This is a genomic window from Paenibacillus algorifonticola (assembly GCF_050481745.1).
Lineage (GTDB): Bacteria > Bacillota > Bacilli > Paenibacillales > Paenibacillaceae > Pristimantibacillus > Pristimantibacillus algorifonticola_A.
Genome location: NZ_JBCNGR010000025.1, coordinates 113,743 through 139,961 on the forward strand (window position 1 = coordinate 113,743; position 26,219 = coordinate 139,961).

The 26,219-nt window shown below is 50.1% G+C and carries 2 protein-coding genes; both read left to right on the forward strand.

The window, feature by feature from the left end; genetic code table 11:
• The first annotated feature begins 319 nt into the window (after nt 1-319).
• Complete coding sequence (locus tag ABEW34_RS21015; protein WP_430161292.1) at nt 320-11,839, forward strand: amino acid adenylation domain-containing protein; 11,520 nt, start codon at nt 320-322, stop codon at nt 11,837-11,839.
• A gap of 108 nt (nt 11,840-11,947) precedes the next feature.
• Nucleotides 11,948-26,219, forward strand: a 14,272-nt coding sequence (locus ABEW34_RS21020) for an amino acid adenylation domain-containing protein (protein ID WP_430161293.1), incomplete at its 3' end; no start/stop codon positions are given.

Sequence of the window (26,219 nt, forward strand, 5' to 3'; positions counted from 1 at the left end):
TTATTCGACATAATTCTACTTTTTTAGCTATATACAAGAATGTTATATGAAAGTTATAATTAAAAAAAATGAGTTTTTAGTTACGAGTCTGAAATCTGTTACACGCTAATATCAGGAATTAACAATTTATCTATATTATTTTTCTTTATGTACATTCGTCTTCAAGTATAATTTAGAAAATATACTGTATTATTCGTATATTGGAATGGAATCGTGTAAATGATAAATTTCCCCAAAGAAAGTGGTGTTTACTTTGGTTCGGCCCGAAAAAAATACTGCAAAAGCAAGGTTGGACGAGAAGGTCTTGGAACAGCATATTATGAAAGCAAATCAGCTTGGCATTAATAAAGTTATGGTTTTTCAAGAGAGCGTAATTCCTGAAACGTATTATCATTTTTCTGATTTATTTCCTGCGTACGAGATAAGCCACACCGTAGGTAAGCAGAAGGTAACAAAACATTCGACGGTGTCCAAGCTGGAACAGAGTAAGAATCTGAAAAAATCTTATATTGCCACAGAGCCTCTGCCGATAAAACCGGATGCACCGAAATCTTTACAGGAAGTATTACGAAATATTCAAAAAAGCAACTCGATCCGTACGTTGACTTTTTTCGATCGGGAAGGAAGAGAGGAAACCTGGACATACCAAGAGATGCTTTTGGAAGCAGAACGTATTTTTGCGGGGTTAGTGGCAAACGGGGTAGTGGGCGGCGATTATGTCATTTTTCAGTTTATATACAATCGTTCTTTCATTTCTACTTTGTGGGCATGTATACTAGGAGGCTTTTTGCCCGCTCCGCTCGGGGTTGTTCGTGATTATACGGGATGGAATAATGATGTTAAAAAGCTAAATAACATTTGGAACTTACTTGATCATGCAGTAATTGTTACGGATTCGGAATTGTTGCCCCCTCTTTCGAAATTATCCGAACTGTGGAATGTGGAAGAGATTAAGGTGTTGGATATTCAGACGCTTTCAACATATGAGGCCAACCATAATTGGAATGAGAGCATGGAAGACGATCTTGTTCTGAATATTTTCACTTCCGGCAGCACAGGCGTTCCGAAATGTGTGCAACATACGAATAAAAGCGTACTAAGCATGATTCATTCTTCATCGACGGTATTGGGCATTACGAGTGAGGATATATTTTTGAATTGGATGCCCTTGGATCATGTGGGAGGGCTTATCCTCTCGCATCTGCAAAGCACTTATTACTACTGCAGTCAAGTTCATCCTCAAATCGAGCAATTTATCTCCCGACCGCTCAACTGGTTGGATTGGATGGATCGTTATCAGGTGTCCGTCACGTGGGGACCAAACTTTGCCTTCGCTCTTATTAACAGCTTAGAAGAGGAGCTTCAAGCGGGGTCTTGGAATTTACAATCGGTACGCCATATCATTAACGGTGCGGAATCAATTGTTCCCCAGACGACTCAAAAGTATTTAAACCTACTTGAACCGCATGCTTTGCGAGAAAGCGCTATTACGGCTGCTTTCGGAATGTCCGAATTTTGCTCAGTCATTACCTATTCCAAAAGCATTATACGCGGGAACTTACATAGCGGTACCAATACGATGACGCAAGAATCATTGACAGGCGTGCTGGAATTTGTCGATCCGGATAGTCCGGATACGGCATCAATGACTGAATTAGGAGCTCCCCTGCCAGGTGTCTCACTGCGCATTGTTGGCCGCGACAACGAGCTATTGCCTGAATGTATGATCGGCCGATTCCAGGTGAAAACGGATCAACTCATGAAAGGCTATTACAGAAACCAAGCAGCGAACGATGAAGTCATGCTTGATGACGGTTGGTTCGATACCGGTGATTTGGCATTTCTCAAGGAAGGGATATTGACGATCACAGGACGCGATAAAGATGTAATTATTGTGAACGGAAAAAACTATCATAATTATGAAATCGAATCTTGCGTCGAGAGTGTAAATGGAGTAAGCGTGACCTATGCAGCCGCATGCGGAATAAGAGACGACGCTAATTCAGTGGAGAGACTGGTGATCTTTTTTGTTCCGGCGGATGACCAATTCGAGTATGTTCTAACCATAATCAATAAAATACAAGAAGAGATTGTTCACAAGATTGGAATTATGCCGGAAGTCATCATTCCTGTCGCTAAACAAATGTTTCCGAAAACCAATTCAGGAAAGATTCAGCGTAATGAGCTTAGCAGCAAGTATAAGGCGGGACATTATAGTGGCATTATCCAAAAGATCGAAAAGGCTTCAGGTCATGCCAATGTCATTCCGCATTGGTTCTTTCAACCGGAATGGAAGCAGCAGAAATGGGAAGAGCACTCCAGCGATGTGGCGAGCATTTCCCGTTGTTATGTGCTGTTTGCAGACGAGCATGGACTATATAAGAATATCGCCGATAATGTCATTTTGGTTGAAGCGGGCGTTTCATTCGAGCAAGTCGATGCCAATCGTTATAAGCTGAACCCAGCTAAACCGGAAGATTATAAGAAATTGCTGCAAGCGCTTGCTCTTCGTCAAGCCAATATCACTGATATTGTGCATATGTGGAATTATTCTGAACCCGCATCGGCAGCGCATACGTTAGCAACGCTAAGAGATTCGCAAGTCCGGGGTAGCCATAGCCTGTTGCTGCTAATCAAGGGATTGTCAGAGCTGATGCTGTCATCGGTTACTATGACGGTCGTTACGACAAATGCGCTTCTCGTTAATGAGGATGATCGGATCGCTTACGACAAATCAACTATGATCGGGTTGGTAAAGACAGTAGAGCACGAGTATTCAAATATGCGCTGCCGCGTGGTGGATTTTGACTCGATCTTGCCTGAGCTTCACGGCGAAGCCGTTAAGCGGGAGATCGAGTGTGCCGAGGCGCCAGCTCTCGTTGCTTATCGGGATGGCAAGCGGCATATCGAATGCTTGCGACAGCTGATTCCGGAGCATGTACACGAACCGAAAATTCCGTTTGTACATGCGGGGATGTATGTCATCACCGGGCTGGGAGGTATTGCGAAGCTTGTCGCTGCCCACTTGCTGAATGTTTACCAAGCCAAGCTTGTCATCGTTGGGCGTACTTCGCTTGAAGAGCTTTCTGCAAACAAGAAAGAAATGTGGTCACGGCTAATTGAGCAATCTGTTCGCTCGGGGGGAGAGATTGAATACCGTCATACCCAGATTGAGAATGAGGATGAGATGAGCTGCATAGTCAGGGAACTTGAGGTGAAGTGGAAAACCCAGCTTCGAGGAATTATCCATCTGGCAGGCATTATTAGGGAACAATTGCTTGCAGACATGACCGTCGACAGCTTGGAAGAGCATTACACGGCTAAGCTGTATGGCACCTATGTGCTTCATCAAATTGCATTGGAAAGAGCGGACTGTCTGTTCGTTGCAGCCTCCTCTGCGCGTACAATGACTTCGGGTATGACGGTTGGCGGCTATTGCTCAGCGAACAGCTTTGTTGAGGCATTCGTCCAGCATCAGCGGCTATGCGGTATCCAGGCGGTATGCTTGTCTTGGAGCTTTTGGGATGAAGTCGGGATGAGTCAAGGCTTAATTGCCAAGGAAGCTATGATTGCAAAAGGGTATTCCGCGATTTCCGCAAAGCGTGGATTGGAATCGTTATTGACTGGAGTTTCAGTTCGGCAGCCCGTGCTATACGTGGGGTTGGACGGCACCCATCACGATATTCGAGCGCGTACGGTTAATCCGTCGCCATTGCAGCTAAATATACATGTCTTGCTGCAGACCAAGGATGGCAGAGGCGTATTTCCTACCAGGCTGTCAGAAGTTATTGCTGATTATCTCCAGGGCATAGGCCAGAGCGGCGATTTTCGATTAGTAGTAGACGAGGTTCGGACGTGGCCAGAGCTTCCGGGAGGAGAGAGCGATACAGAAGCTTTAATGGCTCATCTGGCATCCAGATTAACGAGGCATCGATTCATCGCTCCTCAGACTGAACTAGAGCATGAATTGGCGGGCATGTGGAAGGAGCTTCTTCATGCCGACCGTGTTGGGCTAACCGACAGCTTCTTTGCTCTTGGAGGACACTCCTTGATCGCTACCCAGCTCGTGTCTAGACTGCGGGAGCGGTTCGGCGTGCCTATCAGCCTGCAGGATTTATTCGTCAATCCGACGGTTAGCCAATTAGCCGAATGCATACAAGGAATGCAGGAGCAGTCCGTTATGCCGACTATTCAAGCAAGACCACGGCCTGCCCGCATTCCGATGTCCAATGCTCAGAAGCGGCAATGGTTTATTTATCAATGGGAGCCAGGCAATGTGTATTACCTTAACACGTTTTCATTGCGCATAACCGGCAGGCTAGACGTGGAGATGCTGCGACAAAGTATTCAAAGCGTCGTGGATCGCCATGAAACGTTGCGTACTTCTTTCAGCGAGCTGGACGGAGAACTCGTCCAGATTGTGCACCCGTCATGCCGGCTAGACATTCCGCTCTTCGATATTCGGCATGAGCCGGATATTGAAGCGGAGGCTCGGAGACGGAGCAAGCTAGAAGCAACGAACCCGATCCATTTGGCTCAAGATCCGTTGATCCGGGCGCAATTACTAAGAACTAGCGAATTCGGGCATCAGCTGCTCATTACTATTCATCATATCGTATCGGACGGCTGGTCGATTGGCGTATTTCTACGAGAGCTGAATGAGCTGTATACCGCTCTGTCTCAGGGCACAGCACCTAATTTGGCACCGCTGTCCATTCAATATGTAGACTTTAGCCTGTGGCAAGAAGAGTGGCTTGACAGCCGCGAATGCCATGATCAGCTATCGTATTGGAAACAGCAGCTTGACGGTGCGCCGCAAATGATGGAATTGCCAACGGATTTCGCAAGGCCGATTAATCAAACCTTCCATGGCAGACGCAAATATTGGACGCTTAACAAACCATTGTCCGACGGCATTCGAATGTTGACCCGAAAGCATGAGGCGACGTTGTTCATGACATTAATAAGCGCATTTTCGACTCTGCTCTATCGGTATTCGGGTCAGAATGATCTGGTCATTGGGACGGCAATCGCGAACCGCAACCGGGTTGAGGTCGAGCAAGTTATCGGAATGTTTGTGAATACGTTGGCGCTGCGGTTTTCTTTTTCGAATAACCTTACATTCGGAGACCATCTGCAGCAGGTCAAGCAAATGATGCTGGATGCGTACGAGCATCAGGATATTCCATTTGAGGTACTGCTTAACGAGCTTAAGGTGGATCGGGACCCAAGCACCCCGCCACTTGTTCAGGTTATGTTCATCGTACAAAATGAAAACTTGCATATTACAGGTCTCCATGACCTTGATATCGCGTTTCAAATCGAAGAGAATGATTCGTCGTACTTTGATATTATCGTCCACGTATTTGAACAACAGAACGGCGAACTGACTATACAGTTGGATTACAATAAGGATCTTTATCGGGATTCGACGATTGATGCAATGTTACAGCATTACGAGGCTTTGCTAGAGCGGATGTCGGGCAACGATAGACAGAGACTGAATGCATTGCCGCTTCTTAGCGAAAAGGAGCTCGTTCAGTTGGAGTCGTTCCATGAATCCGCTACAGTTCGACCATACAAGGCTTCTTCGCTTCATGAATGGTTCGAGCTGCAGGTATCGAGATCGCCAGACCGGTATGCCTGTTCCGATGAAACGGAGCGACTGTCCTATAAGGAGCTTAACGAGAAGGCCAACCAGTTGGCACGCTCCTTGCGCAGCATGGGAGTGTCGCGAAATCGTCTGGTCGTGCTGCTTCATGAACGTTCGGTTTCTATGCTTGTAGGAATGCTCGGCATACTAAAAGCAGGGGGCGCGTTCCTTCCAATTGATCCTGAACTTCCGCCAGAGCGTATCGCATACCTGATTGAGGACAGCGGAGCGGAGTTTATGGTAACCCGCAAAGAGCTCGGGCTAGCTCGGTCTTTCACAGGCAACATGCTGCTGCTGGACGATGCAAGCGTGTATGAGGGAAGTTCGGATAATCTCGGAGTTGATAGCGGGGAGGATAATTTACTATACGTAATCTACACGTCCGGTACGACAGGGAAACCAAAGGGCGTTCAATTGGAGCATCGGACGCTGTTGAATCTGCTTGCCTACCAGCAGGCGCACACAGATCTTGTATTCGATCGAGTGCTTCAGTTTACAACGCTTAGCTTCGATGTGTGCTATCAGGAAATCTTCTCTACCTTATTAAGCGGTGGAGAATTGTACATGATAGACGACGAACGGAAGCGCGATGTGCATCAACTGGCTGCATTCGTGAATAGACATCACATTCAGACGATGTTCCTTCCTACGTCGTTCTTGAAGCTTCTGGCTTCGGACCCGGCGTATTTTGAACCGCTTGCCGGACAGGTGAGACAAATCGTGACAGCTGGGGAGCAGCTTGTTCTATCGAATACAATGCGAGAGATGCTTCTCCAATACCGGATTAAGCTATACAACCATTACGGTCCTTCAGAGACGCATGTCGTTACGATTCATGAGGTTAATGCGGAAAAAAGCAAGGAATTGCCACCAATCGGCAAGCCAATATCTGAAACCGAGATCTTAATATTGAATGACGCTGGTCTCTATCAACCGATAGGGGTTATCGGTGAAATGTATATCGCCGGCATTAGTCTGGCCCGCGGGTATCACAATCGGCCGGAGCTGACCGACGAGAAGTTTATTGCACACCCCTATCGAAGGAATCAGCTTATGTACAGGACGGGGGATTTGGCACGTTGGCTGTCTGACGGATCAATCGAGTATGTCGGCCGACGTGATCACCAGGTGAAAATTCGGGGGCACCGCGTGGAGCTAGGCGAAATCGAAGCGCAATTACGTGAGCATGGTGCCGTTAAAGACGCGGTCGTTCTTGTGCGCGGCGAAGGAGAACATAAGTATCTGAGCGCTTACGTCGTCTTTGCTAGCGAGGTAAATGCCGCAGATCTGCGCACACAGTTAGCTAATGTTCTGCCCGATTATATGATCCCGTCCAGGTTTATACCGCTTAATGCAATTCCTTTAACGGCCAATGGCAAAGTAAATAGAACTGCACTGACCGAACAGGAAGGCTTCGTGACGTTGGAGATGGAACATATCTCCCCGCGTAACGAAACAGAAGCAAGGCTCATTGAAATCTGGCGGGAGCTGCTAGGCATCGAAACGATTGGTATCAGCTCCAACTTCTTTGCTTTGGGTGGCCACTCGCTTAATGCCACGCTCTTGCTGACCCGCGTGCGGAAAGCGTTCGGCGTAGAATATGCCCTGCGCGAGTTTTTCGCCGGACCGACAATCAAGGAACAGGCTGAGAGAATTCGCCAAGCAGGAGGTAAAGGTCAGGCTTTAATACCGCAAATCGCTGCCAGCGATTATTATGAAGCATCTTCAGCCCAGAAGAGGCTGTATGCGATTACCCAATACAAGGGTGCTTCGACCAGCTACAACATGCCGTCCTTGTTCAAGGTAGAAGGAGCGCTTAATGAGGACCGTTTGAGAAATGCGGTGCAGCGAATTGTTGATCGGCACGAAGTATTGCGCACCACATTCGTCATCCAAGATGGCGAATTAAAGCAGTGTATCCGTCAGGACGCGGTCATTACAATCGAGAAGGAGCTTATTGAGAAGGAACAAATTTCATCCCATGTAAGGGCACTCACACGTCCCTTTGATCTAAGCGAGGCTCCGCTGCTGAGGGTCGGACTGCTCGAGTGTGAAGACGGTACGCTGCTGTTATGGATTGACCGCCATCATATGGTGTTCGATGGGTTGTCCATGAATGTGTTTATGCAGGAAATGATTTACAATTACGACGAAGGCGCTGCACCCGACGCACTGCCGGTGCAATATAAGGATTTTGTAGCGTGGACCAACGGTCGAATGCAGGAATCGTTAGCGAAGGACGAGTCATATTGGATCGAGCGTTTATCCGGTGAGCTACCGGTTTTACAACTTCCTATTGATTATCCCCGCCCGTTGACGAGATCGTTCGAAGGGGAGCGGCAGCCTTTCTCCGTTCATGGCGAACTAACCGGTATTTTGCGGAAATTGGCGGAACGGGAAGAGGCAACGCTGTATATGGTGCTATTGGCCGCCTTCAACATACTGCTTGCCAAGTACTCAGGACAAGAAGATGTGATAGTCGGTTCTCCAATTGCGGATCGTCCGCATACGGATCTTGAGCATTTAATCGGAATGTTCGTAAATACGCTGCCGATGCGCAATGCACCTTCGGCGGACAAGTCGTTCGTTTCGTTCTTGGCGGAGGTCAAGCACCATACGCTCGCGGCATTCGAGCATCAGAATTATCCCTTGGAAAGCCTGGTGAGCAATCTCGAGATCGAAAGGGATGTGAGCAGAAATCCGCTCTTTGACGCGATGCTTGTCTTTCAGAATTTGGCATCGTCGAAGTGGGCGTCGAAAGACGCGGCCTTTGCCGCATATCCGCTCGATTTCAGCGCGGCAAAGTTTGATCTGACGTTTGACGTGATGGAACAAGCGGAAAAATTGTACTTTGAAATCGAATATTCAAACCGATTGTTCGCGCCTGAGACGATTGAACGAATGGGGCGGCATTATATTCAACTGCTCGATTCCTTGGCAAATAGGCCAGATTGTCTCATCGGCGATTTGGATATGGTCACGGAAAAGGAAAAGCAGCAGCTATTAACGGACTTTTGCGGCGTTCCGAATAAGTATTCGGTTAAAACCTTGCACGAGTTGTTTGTTGAGCGCGCTATGGCGTATCCGGACCGTGTAGCGATTGAGTTCGGAACGCGCTGTATGACGTATGGGGAGCTTGATGCCAAATCCAATGCGCTCGCTCACAAGCTGCGTGAAAGCGGCATTGGATCCGATCAGATTGTGGCTATTATGGTAGAGCGGTCTTTTGAGATGATCATCTTTATTATTGCTGTCTTGAAAACGGGGGCTGCTTATCTGCCTGTTGATCCAGGGTTCCCAGCCGAACGCATCAGCTTCATATTGTCCGACAGTGGCGCGAGAATGCTGCTCGTTAAGGATAGACCGGCGATGGACATATCCGCGCAGGTTCCGGTACTGGCCATTCATGAATCTGAATTGTCGGCAGTATGCAGCGATTCGATCGCAGCCCACCCTTCGTCCCAAGCTGCGGCTGCCTATGTGATGTATACGTCGGGATCGACTGGAAATCCGAAGGGGGTAATCGTGAGGCATTCCGGCGTAGTTAATTTGCTCACGTATTTGGAGCAATGCTATCCGCTGCAGGAGTCCGATGCTTTTCTTCTGAAAACGACTTATACCTTCGATGTGTCTGTCACGGAAATATTCGGGTTTTTCTTCGGCCATGGGCGGCTGGTTATATTGGAGCAAGGGGCGGAGAAGGACCCGCAGCGGATTATGGAGGTTGTTAAGCGCTGTCGGATCACGCATATTAATTTCGTGCCTTCGATGCTCAGCATTTTTCCGTTCGAATCCGAACAGATACGAATGATGGAAACGCTGGACTATGTGTTCGTTGCCGGAGAAGCAATGCCAATGGAACTGGTTCGCCGGTTCTGTGGTGCGCTGCCGGGTGTTTCACTGGAGAACTTGTACGGGCCGACAGAGGCGACTATTTACGCAACGGGATGTTCGCTTGACGCTACATGCCAGCATCACGTTTCCATCGGCAGGCCTGTAGCCAATACACAGACTTATATCATAAGCCCTTCGGGACAGCTTCAGCCGATTGGACTGCCTGGAGAATTGTGCATCGGTGGCGACGGCGTAGCGATAGGTTATTTGAATTACCCAGAAATGACCGCTCGGAAGTTCGTGGCGAATCCATACACGAACGATGGACTGCTGTACTCTACCGGAGATCTTGCACGCTGGTCGGCAGACGGAACGATCGAGTATCTGGGCCGAATGGATCATCAGGTCAAGATCAGAGGATATCGCATCGAGCTTGATGAGATTCGTCAACGGTTGATTGAGCTGGAGACGGTTGAAGATGCGGTTGTTGTAGCTCGTTCCACTGATAATGGGCAGTCTTATCTATGCGCGTACTATATTGCGACGCAGCAGTGGACGGTGAAAGAGCTTCGGAGGAAATTGCTGGAGTATCTTCCCGACTACATGGTTCCTGCTTTCTTTATATCAATGGAGCAGTTTCCTCAAACGAGCAGCGGCAAGATCGATCGCAAGCAGCTGCCCGACCCGGAAGGCAGCGTGGATACAGGGGAGGATTATGTCGAGCCCCGCAGCGAACTCGAAAGGCTTCTGTGTGATTGCTGGGAGAAAATTCTTGTATTGGACAATGTCGGTGTGCTGGATGATTTCTTCGCTCTCGGTGGGGATTCAATTAAAGCGATTCAAATCGCTTCCAAATTTAATGGAAACGAACGGGGGTGGCGACTAGCTGTCGGCGACGTGCTCACGCACCGCACGATAGAGCGAATCGCGTATCACGTCAAGACGAACCAAGAGCATGCTGGATATGAGCAGGGGCTGATCGCCGGCGATAAACAGTTGACGCCGATCGAGCACTGGTTCTTTGCAAGAAAATTGACTGAACCCCATCACTTTAATCAATCGATCATGCTAGAGTGGCGCAAGGAGTTTAATATCGTACGGCTGGAAGAGGCGTTCGAGCAGTTAATCGCTCATCATGACGGGCTGCGTCTCAATGCGGATTTACGCGCACGCTCGCTCTTCTTCAATAACAACCATCTCCATGTGCCGTTTAAGATTGCTTATTATGACTTATCTGGACAAGGAGATTCTGCACAGCTTGCCGTCGAAGAGTCAGCGCAGTTGATCAAATCAAGCTTTCACATAGAACGGGATTTATTGATCAAAGTTGCCGCATTCGATATGGGCCAGTCTGAGAGACGGTTGCTGATTACGGCGCATCATTTGCTGACCGACGGCATTACATGGCGTATTTTGCTGGAGGACTTGGCTTACGTTTATGGAGAGCTGGAGATGGGAAGGAAGCCGTCCCTGCCGGACAAGACAGCCTCCCTGCTCGATTGGCAGGCTTATGTGGAGGGAGTATCCGTCGCCGGCACTCATCGCGAGGAAAGGGCTTATTGGGAGGAAGCGCTGCTTCACCCGTTCAGTCTTCCTCTGGATGCGGAGACGGATGAATGGATAATTGCGAAGCAGCAGACGATACGGGGGGCATTGGATCCTGCCCGTACGCGCCTTCTTCGCGGTGAGTCCAACCGTGCTTTCAATACAGAAATTACCGACTTGCTTCTGACGGCGCTCGCATGCGCAGTTCATCAATGGACGGCAGCTACCGACCTCGTTGTTATGCTGGAAAATCACGGCCGTTATACGGAGTCGTTGGATGTCTCCCGGACGACGGGATGGTTTACGACAATGTATCCGATGCGATTGCAGTTGATGGGCGAAACGTTGAGCGAAAGGATAAAAGGAATTAAACAGCAGACGCGAATGCTGCCGCATGACGGAATTGGCTTCGGTATTTTGCAATATTTGGATAAGGTACTCCCCGAAGACAACGGGAATTTGACGGAGCTGAGGTTCAACTACTTAGGGCAGTTTGACCAAGAATTCAACAATGGGCTGTTTGGCTTTACCAATATGAGTGCAGTTGGGGAAATCGGAGCAGGGAATCCTATGTCGGCCAAGGTTGATGTGAACTGCATGATCGTAGAGGGCATCTTCTCCTATGAAATTGCTTACCATGGTACAGCAATAAGGGAAGATACGATGCTTGTCTTCGCGGAATCATTCATGAATCATTTGGAACAAATCATTGAATATACGATGTCTCAGGAAGAAGTAGAGTTTACCCCGTCTGACTTTGAACAAGCCGATCTTGATCAGAACGCGCTTGACTTTTTATTTCAATAGACGGCCGGCTGCTAAAGGAGCTTCTCCTTTAGCAGCTTGATAGCTCTAAGATCCTATGTACGGAAAGATGAGAGCCAACAGTTGATGCAATCAGGGGGACTTAAAGCCATGTCAGGCATGCAATTAGATAAGCGTAACGTGGAAGATATTTTATCATTGACTCCTATGCAGCAGGGGATGCTGTTTCATTATATTCAAAATCCGGAAAGTGACCTGCACTATCAGCAGATGAGCATGAAATTGCGTGGAAAAGCAGATGCAAGCACGATTGAACAGGCTTGGAACGCAGTCATCGCCTGGAATGAATCGCTGCGTACCGTTTTTCGGTGGAAGAGGCTAGAAAGTCCAGTTCAAATCATTTTAAAAGAGCGTTCCATCGAAATGCACCAGCATGATTTAACGCGCTATTCGACAGAGGAAAGGGAGGAGCAGCTAGAGCGGATAAGGGAGAAGGAGCTTCGCGAAAGGTTTAATTTGGAGGAAGTTGCTTTTCGTGTTACCTGGTGCAAGCTAGAACATGACTTATGCGAGATGATTGTTAGCAATCATCATATTTTGTATGACGGCTGGAGCAATGCGATTCTATTGAAGCAGTTTTTTTCGACGCACCGGGCGCTTGTGGCCGGAGAAACTTTGCGGAAGCCAATGAAGAATCACTATAAAGAATATATTAAATATTTGCGCGGCCTCGATAAGGAGAGCCAACACAAGTATTGGTCCGATACGCTAGCCGGTTGGGAGGGCGGCGTTGTACTTCCGCATTCCGATGTTGCCAAGGGACAAGAGACATTTCTGCCCGGCCATTATACCTTCAAGCTGGACAGTGGGATGGCCGCAGCGTTGGAATCATTCGTAAAAACCCGGAAAATTACGCTTGCCTCCGCGCTCTACGGGGCATGGGGCCTCGTCTTGCAGCAATACAGCGACCGGGAGGATGTCATTTTAGGCACGACGGTTTCCGGCAGGAATAACGACGTCAAAGATATAGTTGATATGGTGGGTCTATTCATCAATACATTGCCTTTGCGGGTGAGAACGACTCCGTATATGTCATTAATTGATTATTTGGAAGAGATCGGTCGTACGATGACGGCGAATATCCATCATGAAAGCAGCTCCCTGGCCGAGATCAAGCAGTGCGCGAACGTGAATGTAAATGAATCTTTGTTTAACTCCATTATGGTCATCGAAAATTTTCCGCTAACCGATGTGTTTAGCGACGATTATGCGTTACAGATGGTTTCCTTTACTGATTTTGAGATGACCGTATTTGATCTGACTTTAGCAGTAGCGGTTTACGACGGAATCGAGTTCAAGATCAAATACAACCGTTGCGTAATCGATGAAGCGACTATAAAGCGTATCGTGGTTCATCTATACAATGCCATTGAATTGCTGATCACGGCTGCCGACCATCCAATCGGTCAAATCAGCTTAATCAATCAGGACGAGGAGCGTATGCTCCTGCAGGCCTGGAACGAAACGTCTACGCCGTATCCGCGCGAGCTGACGCTGCACGCGCTGTTCGAGCGTCAGGTCGAGAAATCGCCCGATTCAATTGCTGTACAATTTGGCAGTCAATCGGTCACCTTTCGAGAGTTGAATGTGCAAGCGAACCGATTGGCGAAGCGTCTCCGTAATGCCGGAGTACAGGTCAATGAAGCAGTAGCTTTGATGGCTGAACGTTCGATCGACATGATCGTGGGCATTCTCGGCATATTGAAGGCTGGCGGGGCCTACATGCCCATTGATCCGGAATATCCGGAGGACCGCATTGCTTACATGCTGGAGGATTCGATGGCCAAATGGATGGTCGCACAGTCGAAGCTTATGCAGGAGGGGCGGTCGTTCGAAGGCGCCGTTTTGCTCATCGATGATCCTATCGAATCGACCGACGCAGATGAAACTATGAATGAGCCGTCAGATGTTCAGGCTTCGGATTCGCTGGCTTATATCATTTATACGTCAGGATCTACAGGCAGACCGAAAGGAACGCTGATTCGCCATTTCAATGTTAGCCGGGTCGTGTTGGACACCAATTATATCGATTTGCGGCATGACGATGTCGTGCTGCAATTGTCCAACTATGCCTTTGATGGGTCGACATTTGATATTTTTGGCTCATTGCTGAACGGTTCGAAGTTGGTTCTAGTGCCTAAAGAGACAGTGATCGACGCTGCCGCGCTGGCGGCTGTCATCACAGAGCAGCAGGTTACTGTGTTCTTCCTTACGACTGCCCTTTTCAACACATTGGTGGACATTCAGTTGGACGGTTTTAAGCATGTTCGCAAAGTGCTGTTTGGAGGCGAGCAGGTTTCTCTCAAGCATGTGCAACGCGCTTATGAAGTTCTAGGGGCCGGCAAAATTGTTCATGTATACGGCCCGACGGAAAGCACAGTATACGCGACGTATTACGTTTTGAACGAAATAGACCCGATGCTGGAAACAATCCCGATTGGACTGCCAATCAGCAATACGACTGCGTACGTGCTGGATAGCAAGCTGCGTCCCGTTCCGGTCGGTGTGCCAGGAGAGCTATATATTGGCGGCGATGGTTTGGCGGCGGGCTATTTGCATAATGAAGAGCTTACGAATGAGAAATTCGTCGATCATCCGTTCATCGCAGGGGAGAAGATATATCGTACCGGCGATTTGGTTCGCAGGCTGCCAGACGGCAATATCGTCTATATAGGGCGCGCAGATCATCAGGTTAAAATTCGCGGCTTTCGCATTGAACCGGGCGAAATCGCCGATCGGCTTAACCGGCATGACTCTGTTCAGGAGACGATAGTGACAGCCTATACGGATGAGCGGGGCGCATCCTTGTTATGCGCTTATTTCGTTCCGTGCGGAGACTGGACAGCTGCTGAATTCAAGCGCTATCTCGCGCAGTCTTTGCCTGAATATATGATACCAGCACAATTCATGCCGCTTGCTCATTTACCGCTGACGCCTAACGGCAAAGTAGACCGTAAAGCATTGCCCCTGCCGATAAGAAATGCACCGACTGATACCGCAGCAGTGCCGCAGACGGCTACCGAGAACAAGATGTATCTCATTTGGCAGCAGATTCTTGAGGTTGAAGCGTTCAATCCAACGGACAGTTTCTTTGATTTAGGCGGACACTCGCTTAAAGCGATGAGGCTTGCTGCGCGCGTGTGGAATGAATTTAATCTGTCCGTGCCGCTGAAGGAGCTGTTCGAGCGACCGACCTTGCAGCAGTTCTCCGCGTGGATTGACAAGAGAGAGGCGGAGGAAGCCTTCGTGTTCAAATCGGCGGAGGAGGCCGACTATTACCCGGCCTCCTCCGCTCAGAAGCGACTATACGTCCTTCGGCAATATGAAGGTGCAGATACGAGTTACAATATTCCGTTTGTGTATAAAGTGAAAGGCTTCCTGCATCAGGAGCGATTGTCCACAGCGGTCAGGCAGCTTATACGGCGGCATGAATCGCTCCGCACCTCCTTCCAGATGATAGATGGCGATCTGTTCCAGTACGTACATGAGGAATCCGAAGCAGTGATCGAGTATAAGGAGGCGAATATCGAACAGGCTGACGAAATGTTGAGAAGCTTTATGAGGCCGTTTGATTTGGCAGCCGCTCCGCTCATGCGCCTGCTGGTCATCAAACAAAGCGGCGAACAATGGTACTTGGCTTTCGACATTCATCATATTGTAACGGACGGTGCGTCTGTTGAGCTGCTGCTGCAGGAGCTGTTTGCCCTATATGAAGATCGGGATCTTCCTATGCTAAATCTGCAATATAAAGATTATGCGGTATGGCAGCATGAATGGAGGAAATCCGCCCATTATCAAAAGGAAGAGCAATTTTGGCTGAAGACGCTTGGCGGTGAAGTTCCGGTGCTTCAGCTAGCAACCGATTATGCCAGACCGCGCACACAAAAGTTCGAGGGCAAGCGGATACGGTTTGAAATTGGGAAACATTTAGTAAGCCAGTTAGAACGAGTTTCGGTCCAGCACGGGGCTACTATGTACATGACGCTATTGTCCGTATTCAAAGTGCTGCTGCACAAATACTCGGATCAAGAAGACATTATTGTCGGTACACCGGTAACAGGCAGAATTCATCCAGATTTGCATTCGGTATCGGGCATGTTCGTCAACACGCTGCCGATTCGCAGCTACCCGCGTGGAGACAGCTCCTTTGTCCAGCTGCTTGGCAACGTGAAGGAGCAGGTTATCCAAGCTTACGATCATCAGAGCTATCCACTGGAGGAATTAGTCGAGCGTCTTGGGATTCAGAAGGATCTAAGCCGCAATTTCTTATTCGATGTCATGTTCTCCTATCTTAATAACGATGTAACGGACATTCGAGTGGAGGATCTGGAGCTAACGGCTTGTTTCTTTGAAACGTATACAGCAAAAGTCGATCTTACGCTCACCGTATTGGAACGTTCAGATTATCTAGCCTGCGAATTTGAGTACAGCACGGACCTGTTCACTGAAGAAACGATACTGCGCATGCAAACCCATTTCCTGAAGCTGATTCAACAGCTTACAGAAAACGCGGAGGCTGAGTTGTCAGAAATTTATGCGGTTACCGATTCGGAAATTAGCGACCAGCTGGAGCAGCTGACGCAAACGCGGACTGATTATGGGAAAGATCGGACGCTGGCAGAACTGTTCGAGGAGCAGGTGCAGCGGAATGCCAGGAAGACGGCCCTTGTCTTCGAGGGAAGGGAGCTAAGCTACGGGGAGCTCAATGCGATGGCCAACCGGGCGGCTCATCGCTTGCGAGAGCGCGGGGTCAGGGCGAACACAATCGTCGGGGTGTTGAGCGACAGGTCGCCGGAGATGATCGTCTCGCTGCTGGCGGTGCTGAAGGCCGGCGGAGCGTACTTGCCGATCGATCCCGAGTATCCGGAGGAGCGAATTCGGTACATGCTGACGGACAGCGGAGCCGCTTGGCTGGTAAGCCGGCAGCATTTGGCGGATCGCGTGAAGCAGGATATCTCGCTGATTACGATAGAGGAAGCTATGGCAGATGACGGCTCGCTGGATACGAATCCGGAGTCGGTGAACGGCTCGGAGGACGTAGCCTGTGTCATCTACACGTCCGGCTCCACAGGCAAGCCGAAGGGGACGTTGACGAAGCATGCGAACATTAGCCGTGTCGTGAAAGCGACGAACTACATCGAGCTGACAGAGGAGGACAAGCTGCTGCAGTTGTCCAATTACGCGTTCGATGGCTCGACCTTCGATATTTATGGCGCGCTGCTGAACGGTGCGACCTTGGTGCTGCTGGAGCAGGAAGCGCTGCTGGACATGCGCAAGCTGACGCGCGTGATCCGCGAGCAGGGCATTACCGTGTTTTTCATCACGACGGCGCTGTTCAACGTGCTGGCGGATGTGGACCCGTCGTGCCTGGCCGGCGTTCGGAAGCTGCTGTTCGGAGGCGAGAAAGTATCGGTTCCGCATGTGAGGCAGGCGCTGAAGGTTATGGGAGCAAGCAAGCTGATTCATGTATATGGTCCGACGGAAAGCACTGTATTCGCGACGGCGTATCCCGTTGCAGCAATAGAAGAAGACGCGGCAACAGTGCCGATTGGCAAGCCAATCTCGAATACGGAGGCTTACGTGCTGGACAGCAGCCTGCGGATACAACCGCGGGGCGTGCCTGGGGAGCTGTGTCTGTCGGGAGCGGGACTGGCGAAGGGTTATTTAAATCAGCCGGAGCTGACGGCGGAGAGATTTGTGGACCATCCGTATGCGCCTGGCGAGAAGCTGTACCGGACAGGGGACCTAGTCCGACTGTTGGAGGACGGCAACATCGAGTATATCGGGCGGATCGACCAGCAGGTCAAAATCCGCGGCTTCCGCATTGAGCCGGGAGAGATCGCCGCTCGTTTGCGGGAGCACCCGTCTGTACTGGAAGCCTATGTGAGTACAATCGCAGATGAGGCAGATCAACCGTATTTGTGCGCTTATTATACGCTCGGGTCCGAATGCTCATATAGAGAGCTTCAAAGCTATTTGCGTAACAATGTGCCGGATTATATGGTTCCGGCACGTATGGTGGAGCTCGACCAGTTCCCGTTAACCTCCAATGGCAAGGTAGATCGCAAACGGCTTCCAGTTCCCGATGTACTGCAAGGGCAGGAGGAGCTCTATCAGGCTGCGAGCAACGATGCCGAAAGAACGATTATCGCTATATGGGAAAAAATGTTTAACATCAACAAGGTTGGAGTTAATAATAACTTCTTCGAACTTGGGGGTAATTCCCTGAAGGCGGTCATACTGTCGTCGCACTTGTTCAAGGAATTTGGTACGGAAGTGTCCATTCAAGCGATTTTCCAGCGTCCGACCGTTTGCGAGCAGGCCGCATATATCAACAGCTTGGAAACCGGTACGTTCGAGCCTATACGACCGGCTGCCCTTGATCCTAACGGCTTGTACCCTGCGACCTCGAGCCAGAAGAGGCTGTATGCTGTTCATCATCTCGAAGGAAATTTATTAAGCTACAACATGCCGGTGGCATTGAGCTGGAACGGGAGTCTTGACCCTGATACGTTGAATCGGGCGTTCCTCCTCTTAATAAATCGGCATGAATCATTGCGGACTTCCTTTGAGTGGCAGGACGATGAACTGATGCAGCGCGTACATGACAATGTGTCCTGGAATTTGCCTGTATGGGATGCCGATGAGAAGGATTGGCGCGAGCTTGTAGCAGCCTTTGTGCAGCCCTTTGACCTGGAAGAAGCCCCTCTATTGCGAGCAGGTGTAATTCGGCTTCATTCAGAGCGTCATGTCCTCCTGTTGGACATGCATCATAGCATCTCGGACGGGGCTTCCTTGCAGATTTTCGTCCAGGAGCTCATGCAGCTTTATTATGGCAAGCCGTTGTCTGACCTGCCGATACAGTTCAAGGACTTCGCGATATGGCAGGAGCAGCGGCAGGATGGCGAAGCGATGAAGCTGGCGGAGTCCTACTGGCTGGAAGCTTTCCAGGGAGATATCCCGCTCTTGGAGTTGCCGACGGATCATCCGCGCCCAGTAGTAAAGCGGCATAGAGGAGAGCGGATTCGGTTCAATCTGGAGCAAGCGCATGCGGACCGGCTGAGGAGGATCGGGCTGAAGCAAGGCATCACTCTAAATATGATCCTTTTGGCAGCCTATAGTCTGTTTATTGCCAAGTACACCGGGCAAGAAGATATTGTAATCGGCACCCCGTGGGAAGGAAGAGATTACCCGGGGCTGAACGGTACGCTGGGCATGTTTGTTCAGACCCTGCCGATACGAACCTTTCCTCGCTCGGCAATGACGTTCAACGAATTTCTTGAAGAAATTCGCAGTCAGGTACTGGAAGCGGCCGAGCATCGCGCGTTCTCTCTGGATCAGTTAATTGAGAAGCTGAAGCTTCAGCGGGATACGGGACGCAACCCTCTGTTCGATACGATGTTTGCGCTGCAAAGCGTGAATATGGAGAGGCTGGAGACATGCGGGGAAGAGATTGGGTGGTTGGATTTGGAAACCGGCATAGCCAAGTTCGATCTCTTGCTTACAGCGAATGAGCATGACGATGGCATCGCATTTGAACTAGAGTTTGATACGGATTTGTTTTATCGCGCAACCGCAGAACGGATGTCGGCACATTTGCTGCAGCTATTCCAAGACATTGCAGTCAAATCCGACTGCAAATTACGTGAGATTACGATGCTTGGCGATGTTGAAAAGGAGCGATTGTTGACAGATTTCCAGCCGGTAGGCGGGCAATATCCAGCACAGCAAACGCTCCAAGAGCTGTTTGAGGTGCAGGCTGCCCTTCTGCCTGACTCGATCGCCGTCCAACATGGAGGCAGCAGGATTACGTATGCCGAGTTGAATGCCAAGGCTAACCGGCTGGCTCGGGCTGTACAGGCTCGGGGCCTGCAAAGGCAAACGGTCGTAGGTTTGATGCTCGACAGATCGATTGATATGGTCGTAGCTATTCTCGGCGTGTTGAAGGCAGGCGGCGTTTATTTGCCGATCGACCCCGAATATCCTGCGGAGCGAATCGAATACATGTTGGCGGACAGCGGGTCCCAATGGCTATTGACGGAACGAAGCCAGTCAGTACCGGCTAGCTTCACCGGACAGTGCTTCTATTTAGACGAAGAGGAGCTTGCTTATGGGGAGGCGGCGAACTTGCCCGTTAGCAGCACGTCCGATGACCTAGCATATATTATTTATACCTCCGGGTCTACAGGAAGAGCGAAGGGGAATATGGCGACGCACGCTAACATTAGCCGTGTAGTTTGCGGAACGAATTACATTGAGCTGACATCCGACGACAAAATTTTACAGCTGTCCAACTATGCTTTCGACGGCTCAACCTTTGATATTTATGGCGCCTTACTGAACGGAGCGGAATTGGTGCTTGTCAATCGAGACGACTTGCTGAATTTGCAAAATCTGTCGGCGATTATCCGGCGTCATGAGATTTCGGTGTTTTTCGTCACGACGGCTTTATTCAATACGTTGGCAGACCATGCGCTGGATTGCTTCGTTCGTGTGCGGAAGATTTTATTCGGGGGAGAGCGCGTATCCGTCCCGCATGTGAAAAAAGTACTGGAGTGGATCGGACCAGGAAAATTGATTCATGTGTACGGTCCGACGGAAAGCACCGTATTCGCTACGTATTATCCGGTTGATTCCGTGTCAGATGATGTGACGACAATTCCGATCGGCAGGCCAATTGCGCAGACGGAAGCTTACATTATGGATGCAGATTTGAATTTGCTGCCGGTTGGTGTTAAGGGACAGCTTTGTCTCTCTGGTGAAGGTCTTGTACAAGGATACTTGAACAACCCGGAGTTAACTGCGCAAAAATTCGTCAATCATCCGTATAAGCCGGGCTCCAAGCTATATTTGACAGGGGATACGGCGAAATGGCTGCCAGACGGCTGCCTAGAGTATATCGGCCGGATGGACCACCAGGTGAAAATAAGAGGTTATCGGATTGAGCCCGGGGAGATTACGGAAAGGCTGCTTCAGCAAGAAGATGTCAAGGAGGCCATTGTGCTGTCTCGTGCCGATGACAGGGGTGAGTTGTATCTATGCGCCTATTACGCAACCCGGCAGCCAATTCGACAAGTCGATCTGCAGGCATTCCTCCGTGCGACTTTGCCTTCCTATATGATCCCGGCGGTTATGATGGAGCTGGAGCGCTTCCCATTAACAGCCAACGGCAAAATCGACCAGCGTGCGCTGCCTATTCCAGAGCGGGGGAACAGTGATGAATATGCGGCTCCTTCAACGGTCACCGAGCTGCGCCTTGCTGGAATCATTCAGGATATATTGAGCATCGAGCGGATCGGACTGCATGACAACTTCTTTGAAGCAGGCGGCCAATCCTTGAAAGCGATGGTTCTTGCATCTCGCGTACAGCAGGCGTTTCAAGTGTCATTGTCGCTGAAACATATATTCAAGCTTCCGACACTGCAGGAAATGGCTGCGCATATCGATGCCGCCGCGGAGACGGAGTATCATTCCATTCCGAAAGCAGACACGGCGCTGGATTACCCGGTTTCCTCGGCTCAGAAGCGAATGTTCATCATTCATCAAATGAATCCGGACAGTATTCTTTATAATATGCCGGTTGTATATGAAGTCAAAGGGAGCATTGATGCTTCGCGGCTGCAAGAAGCGTTCCATCAGTTGAGCATGCGCCATGAAAGTCTGCGGACGTCCTTCCGAATGTCAGGGCAAGAGATCGTGCAGCAGATTGATTCATGCGCAAGCTTTCAGCTGGAGCTGGTGGATGCGGTGGACGAAGAAGAATCAAGCCTTCGAGCGAGGATCGCGAAGTGGGTTCGCCCCTTCGATTTAGGCAAGGCTCCGCTAGCGCGGGGATTCGTCATCCGTATCGCACAAGACAGACATTTGCTAGTTCTCGATATGCATCACATTATTTCGGATGGTCTTTCGTTTAACTTGTATATGAACGATTTGCAAAAGCTGTATCGCGGCGAAACATTACCGGAACAACGGCTTCAATATAAAGACTATGCAGTATGGCAGCATAATCGTATTGGCAGTAAGGAGCAAAAACGCGAGCAATCGTTCTGGCTAGAGACCTTGGCAGGTGAGCTGCCTGTGCTTGAATTGCAAGAGGACTTGCCTCGTCCTCAAATCCAGCGCTTCTGCGGCGGCCGGATCCGAACGACCCTCTCTTCACGGCAAACGAAGCAGCTCACAATGCTGGCGAATCGGCAAGGTCTTACTCCTTTTATTGCGTTATTTGCTATATATAACATCCTATTGCACAAATATTCGGGGCAAGAGGACATCATCATCGGAACGCCTGTAGCCGGTCGTGCCCATCCGGATTTGGAAAATGTAGCCGGAATGTTCGTCAATACTTTGCCGTTAAGAAATTATCCTGTACCGGATAAAACGTTCGCTCAATTCGTGGATGAGGTCAAGGCTCGGGTGTTGGACGCATTTGCCCATCAGCATTACCCGCTGGAGGAACTGATTGAGAAGTTAGGCGTTCACCGCGATCTTAGCCGCAATCCTTTATTTACAACGATGTTCGTGTGGCAAAATATGGACAGAATTGCGGCCGCTCTGGGGGATGCGGCGCTGACGCCATATTCGATTGATAATCAAACGGCTAAATTCGACCTGACTTTGGGGATCACTGAGCAAGACGGAGAGCTTGGCTTGGAATGGGAGTACAACAGCGATATTTTCGTTCAAGAGACGATAACCCGCCTTTCCCGCAATTTTGAGCACTTGGTGGATGCTGTGCTGCAAGACCCGGAACAACGGATAGCGGAAGTTGAATGGGTATGCGCTGAGCAGCGCAGTCAAATTATAGAGACGTTTAATGAAAATAAAGGCGATTTTCCTACGGATCAAACCATTCAGCAGTTCATGGAACAGTCAGCGGCCCTTGATCCGCATCGTATTGTACTCGTTGAAGGGGAGCTCAGCTATACCTGCGGCGCTCTTAACGAACGCGCCAACCGTCTTGCCCATTTGATTCGCAGCAACGGTGTCGGCCCGAACGATATCGTAGCGATTATAACGAGCCGTTCTGCCGAAATGGTTGTCGGCATCTTGGCTGTTCTAAAGGCGGGCGGAGCCTATCTTCCGATAGACCCGGTTTCACCGGTTGAGCGGACGGCTTTCATGCTCCAGGATAGCTGTGCATCGTTGATGCTGATACAAGAAGCATACAGGAGCATGATTCTGGACCACTGCAAGCCGGTGATTGTGCTGGACCCCGAATCCGACTATTCGGACCAAGCAGGCAATCCGGTGGCAATCAACAGCTCCGAGGATTTAGCGTACATTATCTATACTTCGGGCTCCACGGGCAAACCGAAAGGCGTAATGGTCAAACATCGCAGCGTCGTCAATACGATGCTTGCACTTGAGGCCGAATATCCGCTCAGGAGCGGCGACTCGTATATGTTCAAAACAACGTACACCTTTGACGTATCCGTTGCTGAGCTATTCAGTTGGATATTCGGACAAGGACGGCTCGTCGTATTGCCGGATGGCGATGAGAAGGATCCGGGTGCAATTCTGAACGCCATACAGAAGTATTGCATTACGCATATCAACTTCGTGCCTTCGATGCTGCAGTTGTTTCTGCGCAATGCAAGCCAGGTGCGAATTGTTAACATGCTGACATACGTGTTTGCTGCCGGGGAGGCACTGCCGAAAGAATTGGTCGAGAAGCTCTATGCGCAATCGGATCATGTCATGCTTGTTAATTTATATGGCCCTACCGAATCGACGATTTATGCGACGCAATATATCGTTGAACGGAATTTCCAGGGAAGGGTGCCAATAGGCAAGCAGCTTCGGAATGTAACGGCCTGCATTATGAACAAACATAACCAGCTTGTGCCGATCGGTGTGCCGGGCGAGCTCTGCCTGGCGGGTGAAGGTCTTGCTATCGGATATCTCAACAATACGGAGCTAACGGACGAGAAATTTACGCCGCATCCATTCATGCGAGGCGAGCGGTTGTATCGAACCGGAGATATGGCAGTATGGCGAACGGATGGGATGATTGAATATTTGGGAAGAATCGATCATCAGGTCAAAGTCCGAGGCTACCGAATCGAGCTTGAAGAAATACAATCTAGGCTTATGGAGGCCGAAGGGATCTCCGATGCCATCGTCATGGCATATCTGGATGAGCATGAGGAGTCTTATCTATGCGGCTATGTAGTGGCGAGCCGTGAATGGACGCAATCGGAGCTGCGTATGCATCTGATAACCCGCCTGCCAGCGTATATGATTCCGTCTTATTTCGTGCAGATGGATAAGATGCCGTTGACGCCAAGCGGTAAAGTCAATCGCAAAGCCTTGCCGCCAGCGAATAGGGCTCACGTCCGAAACGATGGTTCTCAAGCTGATTTTGCAACGGAAACTGAAAAGTGGCTGGCAATGCTCTGGTCGGAAATTCTTTCAGTAGAAGTCGCAGGGGCTTATGACGACTTCTTCGAGCTTGGCGGGCACTCCTTGAAGGCGGCCTTACTCACGGCCCGCATCTCGGAAACGATAGGGCTGTCACTGCCGCTGCGCGTTATATTCGAAAAGCCGAAGCTAAAGCAGTTGGCTGAATGGATTCACGAATCGGAGCGTCAGGTGCAGGAACGAATCGTCCCAGCACCGCCGAGCGAGTCGTACCCGGCAACGTACAGCCAGACCCGGTTATTTGTCTTGCACCAGTTTAATCCGCTCAATATGAGCTACAACATGCCTTGTATCATGCAGGTGAAGGGCGTGCTGGATCAGGAGCGCATGTATAAGGCCTATGCCGCTTTGATCGAGCGTCACGAAGTTCTGCGCACTTCCTTCGAGATGGACGGTGCACTTTTGATGCAACGGATACACGCGGATATAGAGCCTGACTATCGTTACGTAATTGCAGCGAATGGCGCAGATCCGGAATCACATATTAGATCCTTTATCCGTCCGTTCGACTTCAATCGAGATTCGTCCGTTCGCATGGAAGTGCTCCGGCTTTCGCAGGCAGAGCATTTGCTGATGATCGACATGCATCATATCATCTCGGATGGCATCTCGCTGAATGTGTTTGTACAGGAACTATTCGATCTATATGAGGGTCAAGAGCTGCCGCCTGTTGCATTGCAGTTCAAAGATTATGCGGTTTGGCAGCAGCGGAGGTTGGACGGCGACGATTACGTTCTGCAGGAAAGCTATTGGGCCGCGCTCTTCCAGGACGAGGTTCCGCTCCTACAATTGCCGACCGATTATGCGAGGTCTGCCGTACAGCAATTTGATGGGGGACGGCTGTTCGTCGAGCTGAACGAATCGTTAAGCCATGCAGTCAACCGTCTGGCTATTGACGAGAATGTGACGCTGTTCATGCTGCTGCTGTCGGCCTACTACACCTTGTTGTACAAATACAGCGGACAAGAAGATATAGTCGTAGGCGTTCCTTCCTCCAGCCGGCCTGACAGCGAGCTCCAACGAACAATAGGAATGTTCGTTAACACATTGGCCATTCGGGCAATGCCGGAAGATCGTAAAACATTTAGGATGCTGTTGGCCGAAGTGAAGGAGGCAGTCGTTCAAGCGCACGAGCATCGGGATTATCCTTTGGAGAAGCTGATCGAGCGTCTTGGTTTGCAGCGCGATATGGGCAGAAGTCCATTGTTTGACACCATGTTCACGATTCAAAGCGCGGAATCGGACGTGAGAACAGCATCGACAATAACATGCGAGCCATTCGTGTTCCATCATGAGTATTCCAAATTCGATCTTACGGTCGGCGTTATGGACAAAGACGAAAGGTTGACGATGGAATGGGAATACAACACGGCGCTGTTCAAGCGGAGCACAGTTGCGCGCATGGCAGGACATTTTGTCCGCCTGCTTGAACAGATCGTACATCATCCCGAGCTGCGGTTGAGCGAGGCCGACATTGTGACCGAGCAAGAGCGGGAGCAACTGCTGCGGACGTTTAACGATACAAGCATCGCCCACCCGACCGAATACATGGTCCATCAGCATTTTGAACAGCAGGTGGAGCGTGTGCCTGATCGGCCGGCGGTCGTCTGGCGGGGGGATGTGTGGACATACCGCGAGCTGAACGAGCGGGCGAACCGGATCGCGCACGCGCTTCGTCGGCGGGGAGCGACGCCGGATGCGATTGTAGCCATCCTGATGGAGCGCTCGCCGGACATGATAGCTGGGGTACTCGGCATCTTGAAGTCGGGAGCGGCCTATATGCCGATTGACCCGGATTACCCGAAAGAGCGAATCGCCCATATGCTGAGTGACAGCGGAACGGAGCTGGTGCTGACGCACCGGGGGCTGATGGGGAGGCAGACGTTCGACGGAACGACGCTGGATCTGACGGCCGAAGAGCTGAATGAAGAACCAGCGGACA